The organism is Caballeronia sp. M23-90 (assembly GCF_053574605.1).
Genome location: NZ_JBSIPA010000275.1, coordinates 1 through 8900, shown reverse-complemented (window position 1 = coordinate 8900; position 8900 = coordinate 1). Strand labels below are relative to the sequence as shown.

The window sequence follows — 8900 nt, the reverse complement described above, 5'->3', positions numbered from 1 at the left end:
TCCTTTTCGCGACTCGCGAGCGCGTGATCCTCGCGCATCACGACAACGAGCGAATCGTGCCGATAATGCGACACATGCAGTCCACGGGTATCCGCTTCGCCCGAGCAGATGCCGACATCGGCGAGGCTGTCGGCTATGCCCTCCACCACGCCGCTGCTCGGCCGCTCTTCCAGGTCGAGCTTGATGCGTTCGTTCATCGAAAAGAAAGCGCGCAGGTCTTCCGGCAAGAATTCGACGATAGCCGAGAGGTTCGCCATCATCCGCACATAACCGCGCACGCCAGTTGCATGCTCGGCAAGTTCGATGCCGATATTCTCGACATCGCGCAACACGCGGCGTGCGTGGTGCAGCAGCGTTTCTCCGGCCGGCGTGAGTTCCATGCCGCGCGCGCGACGAACAAACAGCGCTGCGCCCACGGCCTGTTCGAGTTCCAGCAGACGTTTGCTTGCAGCCGAAACGGCGATCGCCTCGCGCTCAGCAGCGCGTGTGAGCGTGCCTTCCTCGTAGACAGCGAGGAATAGTTGCAGCGTGGTGAGGTCAAGCCGTCTCAGGAGGTTTTTGAGTGCCATGCGCGGGTCGAGCATCGTGGGGCGGAAGATGCCCGATGTTACCCGAGGCGTCCTGAGAGCATCATTCCTGCCGTGTCTCGCTCCATCCGCCGCCAAGCGAACGGTAGAGCGCAACCGCCGCAAGCGCGTGCTCGCGCTTCGCCTGATTCAACGCGTCCGAGTCTTTCAGGTAAGCGTCCTGCGCCGCGAGGACATCGAGGAAACCGCTCGCGCCGCCCTTGTACAGTTGCGTGGAAAGCCGCAGCGACTGGTCGGATGACTGCAGCGCGTCTTTCAAACGATCTGCCTGCTCCGACGTGCTGACGAGATCGCTGCGCGTGTCTTCCACGTCTTTCAACGCCTGCAGCATGGTCTGCCGAAGGCGCAGATCGGATTCCCGCATGCGGCTTTCGCTCTGTTCGATACCCGCGGTGATGCGCCCCGCGTTGAAGATCGGGCTCGTTGCGTTGAGCGCGGCGCTGAAAAGGTTGTCGGTAAGCGTAGGCAGGCCGACGTACGACGCTGCCAGCAAACCATCAGTCAGTTGCAGCGAAAACTTCGGATAGCGATTCGCGTTCGCCACGCCGACTTCCGCCGCGCGCTGCGTGAGTTCGGCGTAGGCGCTGCGGACATCGGGACGACGCAACAGCGCTTCTGACGGCAGCATTTGCGGCACGGTATCGGTCGGCGTCGGGATTGCAGCCGGCGTGGCGAGCACGAGGGTATCGACCGATTCGGGCGTGCGCCCCGAGTACACCGCGATCAGGCTTAACTGATGCTGAATCGTCGATGCCGCCCGCGGCAAGCGCGATTGCAGTTCGCTTAACTGATTCTGCGCACGGGCTACGTCGAGCCGCGTGGAGAGTCCGTACTGCATGCGTTCTTGCGTGAGTTTGAGCGCGCGTTCGCGGATGGCGACGTTGTCTTGCAGGATCTTCTGCTCGCTTTGCGCCCATCGGAGATCGACATACGCCGATGCCGTGTTTGCCGCGAGCGCGAGACGAAGTTCATCGACGGCGTGTTGACGGCCGGTCAGTTGCGCTTCTGCCGCCAGTAATTCGAGGCGTTCTCCGCCGAAGACATCGGGCGCCCAGCCAAGCGCGACGCCAAACCCTGCATCACGTACGTAACCCAAAGGCGGCGGCGCGTTCTGGCGGGTGTTCGCGGCCGTCGCAGTGGCGTCGAGCTCGGGCAAAAGCACCGCACGACGTTGCGTGGTGACGGCCTGCGCCTGTTTCACGCGCTCGATCGCCGCTTGCACATCGAGGTTCTGGCTCAGCACCGACGCCACCAGTTCGTGCAGCACCGGGTCGCCGAATTGCAGCCACCATGCGGCGGTATCGGCGTTGTCCTGGGGTGCATCGACGCTCCAGTTTTCGGGCGCAACCGTCTTTACCGTCGATGGCAGATCCGCGTGCTGCGCGGGTTGAACGGCGCATGCCGCGAGCATCAGGCCCGGTATCAGCGCCATCAGCGCCAGCAATCTTTTATGCATGATCGACCTTAATGAGCGTCAGGAGAAGGCGGAGCAGCGCCGATTGGCCGCGCGAATATCACGCTGATTGCGCCGATGGCAAAGCACATCGAAAGTACGAAGAACGTGTCGGAGAACGTAAGGACGAGCGCCTCGCGCATCACGAGCGCATGCAGGTTCGCAAGGCTGGCGCTGGTCGCATTCAACGCGTCGCCGGCCGCCGACCCCCAATGCGCGAACTGGCGCGTGAGGAATGCCCCGGTTTGCGGGTTGCCGGTCGTGACGCTTTCGCTCAGGCGCTCGTAGTGGAAATTCAGGCGGTCGTTGAGCATGGTCGCGCTCACTGCAATGCCGATCGCCCCGCCGAGATTGCGCATCAGGTTGAACAAACCGCTTGCCGACTTCAGGCGTGATTGCGGCAACGAACCAAGCGCCATGGTGACCACGGGCGGCACGAGGAACTGCTGTCCGATTCCGCGCAGCGCTTGAGGCAATAACAACTGCTGCCAGCCCCAGTCGTTGGTCAGCGGCACATAGAAATAACAGCCGACACCAAAACACACGATGCCGAAGATAAGGCACCAGCGCATGTCGACGAGACGGGAAATGTAGGCGTATGCGCACAGCGACATCAACTGGAACACGCCGACCGAAAGCAACGCAATGCCGATCTGCAGCGAATCGAATTCACGCACACGGCTCAGGAACAACGGCGTGAGAAACACCGAAACGAAGATGCCGATGCCCGTCACGAACGAAAGCAGACAGCCGATCGCGAAGTTCCGGACCGCGAGCGCACGCAGGTCGACGACAGGATCCTTTGCAGTGAACGCGCGGACGAGGAACAGAAAGGCGCAGATGGCGGAGATCCATGTACAGGTGACGATCACGTCATCGCCGAACCAGTTCTTGCGCGGACCTTCTTCGAGCACGTATTCCAGGCAGCCGAGAAAGCCCGACATCAGCGCAATGCCCAGGTAGTCGCCTTTTTTGAGCAAGGCCAGATTCGGTTCATCGATATGAACGAATTTCGGCACCAGAATGGCAACGACAAGGCCCGGCACGAGGTTCAGATAAAACAGCCAGTGCCACGACCATTGCGATGTGATCCAGCCGCCGATCACCGGGCCAATGGCCGGCGCGAGCGATGCAAGCGCGCCGATCGTCGTCGATGCAATCACGCGCTGCTTGCCTGGGAACAACACGAACGCCGTGGTGAAAACCGTGGGAATCATCGCGGCGCCGAGCGCGCCTTGCAGACCGCGAAAGAGGATCATCGAGTTGATGTCCCATGCGAGGCCGCAGAGCATGCTCGTGATGGTGAATCCCACTGCCGAGGCTACGAACAACCATCGTGTGGAGAACACTTTCGAGAGCCAGCCCGACATCGGGATCACCAGGATTTCCGCGATCAGGTAGGACGTCTGCACCCACGAGAGTTCGTCCTGGCTTGCGGACAAGCCTCCGCCGATGTCCTTCAACGACGACGCCACGATCTGGATATCGAGCGTCGCCATGAAGAAGCCCAGGCACATCAGCGCGAAGGCGAAGATGCGTTGCTTGACCGGCTGGTCGGCGGGAGTGAGGGGCGCGGCGTTCATGAATGGCTCACGCCGCCGAGGTGCACCGTGACCGTTGCCGAAAGTCCGGCGCGCAGCACGTTCTCCTTGCCGGGCGGCACGTCCAGGCGAATTCGCACGGGTACGCGCTGCACGATCTTCGTGAAGTTGCCCGTGGCGTTCTCGGGCGGTAGCACGCTGAACGTCGCACCGGTTGCGGGCGCCAGGCTTTCTATATGACCCTGGATCACGTCGCTCGCGGCATCGAGCGCCACGTCGACCCGATCACCCACGCGCATCTTCTTGAGTTGATCCTCCTTGAAGTTTGCATCGACCCAAAGGCCGTCCGCCGGGACGACGGTCAGGAGCGCCGCGCCCGTGTTTGCGAGCATGCCGACGCGCGCCGTGCGGTTGCCTACGTAGCCATCGACCGGCGCGCGAATGGTCGTGTATTCCACATTCAACTCGGCAACGCGACGCAACGCGACGGCGGTCGCCACCTTTGCTTTCGCGTCTTCGACCTGTGCGGCGAGCACGGCGAGCTGACGGGTGGCGGCAAGCGTTGCGGCGTTGCTGTTGTCAAGCGTCGCGCGGGCCTTGAGAAAGTCCGCATCGGCACGTTCGACTACCTGATTCGATACCGCCTCGTCCTTCACCAGTTGCCGATAACGCACCTGATCCGACGCGCTGCGCGTGACTTCCGCCGACGACGCCCGCGCCTGCGCCTGACTCTGGTTGATCACGGCGGCCTGCAGTTGCTGCCGCGCAACCAGTTCATCAACCGATGCACGTGCGCTCTTCAGGTCGGCGTCGGCCTGGGCGAGACGGGCATCGTAGTCGCGGGAATCTAGGCGGACCAGCACTTGTCCGGCCTTCACGCGCTGGTTGTCGGCGACCAGCAACTCGGTCACGAAACCATTCACCTTCGGCGCCATGACGGTGACGTTGCCGCCTACATAGGCGTCATCGGTGCTCTGGACAAAACGCAGCACGGTGTACCAGTAAGTGGCGGCAGCGGCCACCACGACCAGCACGACGATGATCGCCGCCGGCATCCAGCCGATCCGGAACGAGCGCCGGGCGCCTCCTTCAACGGCGGGAGATGCGGTGGACGCAAGCGGCGTGGAAGGCGTGGTCATGTCGTTTCCTGTTGGTTGCGTCGGATATCTTTTAAGCGCGTGGTCATTCGCTCGTCAGCCGGAACAGTTCGCGCCGCAGGCGCGCGGCCTGACGCCGCCCGAACTTCGCTTCGAATTCTTCCTGCGCCGCATGCCAGTGGCGCAGTGCATCGGCGAGCCTGGCCTGGCCAATCTGTGTGAGCGTGAGTTGCAGCCGCCGCTGGCACGGACCGCCCAGTTCCGCCGATACCAGACCGTTGCGCAACAACGGCTGCAGCACGCGAACGACTGTCGTGCGTTCCATCACCATTGCTTGCGCGAGCTCGGCCATCGTCATGTCGGGCGCGCGTTCCAGCGCCGACACGATGCTGAATTGCGTCGGCGTCATGCCGGCCGCCGAGAGATGCCGCTCGTAAAGCTGCGAGATATGGCGTGCGGCCTGCCGGAGGGCAAAACAGTCATCGTGTCGGGGTGGACGGGTGTGCATGTGCACAGACTAAGTGTGTATATGCACCTAGTCAACCGTCATCGCGCACATCAAATTGATGTCGAATCAGTCAACAATGAAATGGAATCGATGCAAAAGGAGGATGAAAACTGACGCTTCAGACTTCGAAAAACTCGGATGCATGCTCGATGAACGCCCGCACCTTGGCCGGCAACAAGGTCCGGCTGCTGTAGGCGAGACGGATCTCGATGGCGCCATCGATTATCTCGAAGTCGTCCATCAGCGAAACCAGCATGCCGGCCGCAAGCTCGTCGCGCACCAGCGCAAAAGGCAGCACGCCCACGCCAAGTCCCTGCAACACGAGGCCGCGGTTAAGCAGCGCATTATTCGATGTCATGTCGGCCTTGGTCTGCACCGTCAATTCTTCGCCGTCGCCCATGCGGAACGTCAGCATGTGCTTGCGGATCGACGGGTGCATGGCGACGAACTCATGTGCCGCCAGGTCCGCGGGATGAATGGGCCGCGGCTTGTCCGCCAGGTATTCGGGCGTGGCCACGATCACAAGCGGGATGCGTTCAAGCAGGCGCGTGACGGTGGTGTCGCTGGTCAGCATGAAAGGCAGCACGATGCCGAGATCGTAACCATCGGCGACCAGATCGACGGGACGCTCGGTCAAGGTGACATCCACGCCGACCAGCGGATAGCGGCGTCGAAAGGTGGCGAGCAGCGGCACAAGGCGGCTCAATGTCGCCGTGGTATGGGAAACCACGCGCAGGTTGCCGCTTGGATCGCTGGCACGGTTCGACGCCTGCGTTTCCAGCGCATCGAGTTCATCGAGCACGCGCGAGCAACCCTCGAAAAACTTCTCGGCGGTTTCCGTCAGCGATATATGTCGGGTCGTGCGATGAAAAAGCCGGTTACCGAGCCGCTGCTCGAGCGTGGAGATGGCACGCGATACAACCGGCGGCGAGACGCCAAGCAGATCGGCGGCGCGCGTGAAGCTTTTCGCCTCCACGACCGCCCGGAACACTTTCAGGCTTGTCAGATAGTCCATCGCTCGATCCTTGAGAATGCCGCGCGTTTCAATCTTGATGTCGGGCGCGGGCGTCGTCGGGATTGTGCGGCAAATCCAGGATCTGGACTGGAATGGCAAGACTGGCTTGCCTGTGACTTAGAAAAGGTGGGGGGGCGTGCGGTCGGTCAGGCTGCGTGGAAGGGTTTCATCGAGCGTCAGTTCAATATGCGGCAGGTCGGCCAGCTTGCCGTGAAATTCAGTGACATCCTCGCTGGTGAAAAGACCATCGAGGTAGTCAAACGTGATCTGCGACGCAATGTTCTGCAGCGCTTTTTTCTCGCTCGCTTCCGGCTCCGATTCCAGTTCGTCGACGTCCAGCGACACGACAAACCCCTTCTTTTCACGATGCTCGATCGCGCCGATATCGATCAGTTTGCCATCGCCGTTTTGCGCCAGAACGCGATGGTCGGTCGCGAACAACTTGAAGGTGTAAGCGAGACTTGCCGCCAGACTCGCCGGAGCGGAGTCGTCGGCCTGCTTGGGTTTGGATGCCATGGTTCGGTCCTCGGTTTCAATGATTTCAGCCGGCCTCGCCAACGTCTTTCGGGTCGGGCAGGTCGGTGCCGCGACCGGGTTTGGGCGGTGCGGGCTCGCCCTTGGGCGAGTCCTTCTCCGCGTCGCTCAGTTGCCGGTCTGCTGCGGTGGCATCGTCGTCACGTTGTTTGGGCGGTGTGTCGCGTGATGATTCTGTCGCCATGGTTCAGTCCTCGGTTGAAATGGATTCAGGTGCCCCGGCCGGTCTTCGCCTGAAGCTCTTCAATTCTTCGCGACGCCTCCGCTTTATTGAGCGATGCATCGAATGGTTCTTTCGCTTCTTCCGACAACGTCTTTAAATACGATGCCTGCGCGCCGGTCATTGCTTCGTCGCCCGTGACCCAGTCGGCAGGATCTTTTTCGGCATTTGAAGTGGGATGGCTCTTGGGGTTTTCATCGGCTGGCTGATTCGGTTGATTGCTCATGATCGCGTCCTGGTTGAGGTCACAAGTCAACAGCAAGCCGTGTTCCAAGCACCCAGGACGTTTTTGCCGGGAGCGTTACTTGCTCGACTCAATTCATCGATAAAACCGGGCGGCGACTCCAGCCGAATAACAATGACATTCTCCCCACGCGTTCTTTTGATGATCGGCAGTTTGATCGCGGCATCGGCTGTCCCACTTTACGCCGATGGCCAGCAGCAAAAGCCCAACAAGCTCGAGTCCGACAGCACGCCAGCCTACGACGAGCACAACACCACGTCGCCCGCGAGCGCCACGAGTTCGTCCGTGGCGCGGGACAACGCCCTCAAGCCCGCGCCGGGCAAGGTGTCGGCGGGAAAGGAGCCGCCCAGCGGCCGCAAGAACGGTATGGGGCTCGATGCTGGCGCAAGCAGCATGAGCAAGAAGCCGTGAATGCTTTCAGGTTTTTTCGGGCCAGGGCCAGCGGGTGAGGCCCGAGGCCTCTGAGGCTTCCGGTTCAGGTTCGCCTTCGGCGGGAGGTGCTTTCAGGCCTTCCGCAAACCACGCGACGTCTTTCCTGCGCTCGGCCACGTACCTGGACCACCCTTGCGGATTGCCGGCAAAAAGATCGTGCTGCACCGTCGATGCCAACAAAGGCCGGTTCAGGTTTTCGTCGAGCAACGACTTGGGCCAGAGAAAGAACGCGTTGGCCGCGCGATCCGATACGGTTCGCGGCGACATTGCGGAATCGATGAAACCCAGCCATGTAAAACTCACCAGCGAATCTTCCGCGACCAGCGCCTCGCCAAGCGTCGCGTGCCGTGCGCCGCTGCGTGACAGGCACGAGAGCGCTTCGAGCACATCGCCCAGATGCAGGAGCAGCGCACGTCGTTCGTAAGCATCATCTTTCATCAACGTCTCCGGAATGTTCGTGTGATTGCGCGAGTGGATGCGAGCACAAACCGGAGCACGAACCGGTCCAGCGTTCGTCCATGCAAGGATCAGCTTTCGCGCTTCTGGAAACTCACCCGATAATCATTCGGCGACACGCCCAGCCGCTGCCGGAACACGATCCGCATCCGGTCCGCTGTCCCAAAGCCGCACTCGTACGCGATGGTCTTCAGCGGCGTGACCGTGCTTTCGAGCGCGTTGCGCGCGGCATCGATACGCGCGCGTTCTACGAAATCATGCGGCGTCAGTTCGGTCGCCTCCACGAAAGCCCGGGCGAAATTGCGTTCGCTCATGCCAGCGATCTGCGCGAGCTTCTCGACCGTGAGCCGCTCGCCGATATGCTCCATCACGTAAGCCTGGACCCGGGCGGCGGGTGAGGTCTCGTCGGCGGGTGCACTCAGGTAAGGACTGAATTGCGACTGGCCGCCACGCCGCTGAGCAAACACCACAAGCCGTTTCGCCACCGCCAGCGCGACCGTCGAGCCATGATCCTCTGCGACGAGTGCAAGCGCGACATCGATACCCGCCGTCACCCCCGCCGACGTGACGAGGTTTCCGTCGCGAATATGAATGCGGTCGAGCTCCACGTTGGCCTTGGGAAACATCCGTGCGAGTTGCGGCGCGTTCTGCCAGTGCGTCGTCACATGACGGCCATCGATCAAACCCGCATGACCCAGCGCGAAGGCGCCCGTGCAGATCGACCCGTAGCGATCGCAGCGGAACGCGCCGCAACTCGCACGGATGTTTCCCAAGGCCAACGTGGAGCTCGACCGCATTCATATTCGCGACGGA

General features: G+C 61.7%; 11 protein-coding genes and 1 pseudogene. 1 reads left to right on the top strand and 11 read right to left on the bottom strand.

Annotation, left to right across the window (positions count from 1 at the left end; all coding sequences use genetic code 11):
• The 9 genes from ACRXB1_RS23220 to ACRXB1_RS23180 form a co-directional block, all read right to left on the bottom strand.
• Positions 1–569, bottom strand: a 569-nt coding sequence (locus tag ACRXB1_RS23220) for a LysR family transcriptional regulator (RefSeq protein WP_449493347.1), incomplete at its 3' end; no start/stop codon positions are given.
• Between the two features lie 61 nt (positions 570–630).
• Positions 631–2043 carry an efflux transporter outer membrane subunit gene (locus ACRXB1_RS23215; protein ID WP_449493346.1) on the bottom strand — a complete coding sequence of 471 codons (1413 nt, stop codon included), beginning with the start codon at positions 2041–2043 and terminating at the stop codon, positions 631–633.
• 8 nt (positions 2044–2051) lie between these two features.
• Positions 2052–3623: a DHA2 family efflux MFS transporter permease subunit gene (locus tag ACRXB1_RS23210; protein WP_174362840.1), complete on the bottom strand. Its 1572-nt coding sequence runs from the start codon at positions 3621–3623 to the stop codon at positions 2052–2054.
• Entirely contained in the window at positions 3620–4720 is a 1101-nt protein-coding gene (locus ACRXB1_RS23205) for an HlyD family secretion protein (RefSeq protein ID WP_075357299.1), read from the bottom strand. The genes ACRXB1_RS23210 and ACRXB1_RS23205 overlap by 4 nt, the downstream gene beginning before the upstream one ends.
• A 43-nt stretch (positions 4721–4763) precedes the next feature.
• On the bottom strand, positions 4764–5087 hold the full coding sequence (locus ACRXB1_RS23200) for a MarR family winged helix-turn-helix transcriptional regulator (protein WP_305954584.1): 324 nt from the start codon (positions 5085–5087) through the stop codon (positions 4764–4766).
• Positions 5088–5304: 217 nt separating this feature from the next.
• The gene (locus ACRXB1_RS23195) at positions 5305–6201 is read right to left on the bottom strand and encodes a LysR family transcriptional regulator (RefSeq protein WP_449493345.1); all 897 of its coding nucleotides are present in this window, start codon (positions 6199–6201) and stop codon (positions 5305–5307) included.
• A 117-nt stretch (positions 6202–6318) separates the two neighbouring features.
• Entirely contained in the window at positions 6319–6717 is a 399-nt protein-coding gene (locus tag ACRXB1_RS23190; RefSeq protein ID WP_062003095.1) for a hypothetical protein, read from the bottom strand.
• Positions 6718–6742: 25 nt separating this feature from the next.
• Positions 6743–6919 (bottom strand): hypothetical protein, encoded by a 177-nt coding sequence (locus ACRXB1_RS23185; protein ID WP_449493344.1) that lies wholly within the window; start codon positions 6917–6919, stop codon positions 6743–6745.
• Between the two features lie 25 nt (positions 6920–6944).
• Positions 6945–7181 (bottom strand): DUF3072 domain-containing protein, encoded by a 237-nt coding sequence (locus ACRXB1_RS23180; RefSeq protein ID WP_062003096.1) that lies wholly within the window; start codon positions 7179–7181, stop codon positions 6945–6947.
• 132 nt (positions 7182–7313) lie between these two features.
• Here ACRXB1_RS23180 and ACRXB1_RS23175 point away from each other — a divergent pair, with 132 nt between their 5' ends.
• Complete coding sequence (locus tag ACRXB1_RS23175; protein WP_143325505.1) at positions 7314–7610, top strand: hypothetical protein; 297 nt, start codon at positions 7314–7316, stop codon at positions 7608–7610.
• A 6-nt stretch (positions 7611–7616) separates the two neighbouring features.
• Here the strand turns inward: ACRXB1_RS23175 and ACRXB1_RS23170 are convergent, their stop codons facing one another.
• Complete coding sequence (locus ACRXB1_RS23170; protein ID WP_449493343.1) at positions 7617–8069, bottom strand: hypothetical protein; 453 nt, start codon at positions 8067–8069, stop codon at positions 7617–7619.
• Positions 8070–8158: 89 nt separating this feature from the next.
• Positions 8159–8833 (bottom strand): annotated as a pseudogene (locus ACRXB1_RS23165) (GlxA family transcriptional regulator); the annotation flags it as partial.
• Positions 8834–8900 lie beyond the last annotated feature (67 nt).

Excerpts from the sequence above, each read along its gene's own strand:
- ACRXB1_RS23215 (WP_449493346.1), bottom strand. The coding sequence starts at position 2,043 with ATGCATAAAAGATTGCTGGCGCTGATGGCGCTGATACCGGGCCTGATG.
- ACRXB1_RS23210 (WP_174362840.1), bottom strand. The coding sequence starts at position 3,623 with ATGAACGCCGCGCCCCTCACTCCCGCCGACCAGCCGGTCAAGCAACGC.
- ACRXB1_RS23205 (WP_075357299.1), bottom strand. The coding sequence starts at position 4,720 with ATGACCACGCCTTCCACGCCGCTTGCGTCCACCGCATCTCCCGCCGTT.
- ACRXB1_RS23200 (WP_305954584.1), bottom strand. The coding sequence starts at position 5,087 with ATGACGCCGACGCAATTCAGCATCGTGTCGGCGCTGGAACGCGCGCCC.
- ACRXB1_RS23195 (WP_449493345.1), bottom strand. The coding sequence starts at position 6,201 with ATGGACTATCTGACAAGCCTGAAAGTGTTCCGGGCGGTCGTGGAGGCG.
- ACRXB1_RS23190 (WP_062003095.1), bottom strand. The coding sequence starts at position 6,717 with ATGGCATCCAAACCCAAGCAGGCCGACGACTCCGCTCCGGCGAGTCTG.
- ACRXB1_RS23185 (WP_449493344.1), bottom strand. The coding sequence starts at position 6,919 with ATGGCGACAGAATCATCACGCGACACACCGCCCAAACAACGTGACGAC.
- ACRXB1_RS23180 (WP_062003096.1), bottom strand. The coding sequence starts at position 7,181 with ATGAGCAATCAACCGAATCAGCCAGCCGATGAAAACCCCAAGAGCCAT.
- ACRXB1_RS23175 (WP_143325505.1), top strand. The coding sequence starts at position 7,314 with ATGACATTCTCCCCACGCGTTCTTTTGATGATCGGCAGTTTGATCGCG.
- ACRXB1_RS23170 (WP_449493343.1), bottom strand. The coding sequence starts at position 8,069 with ATGAAAGATGATGCTTACGAACGACGTGCGCTGCTCCTGCATCTGGGC.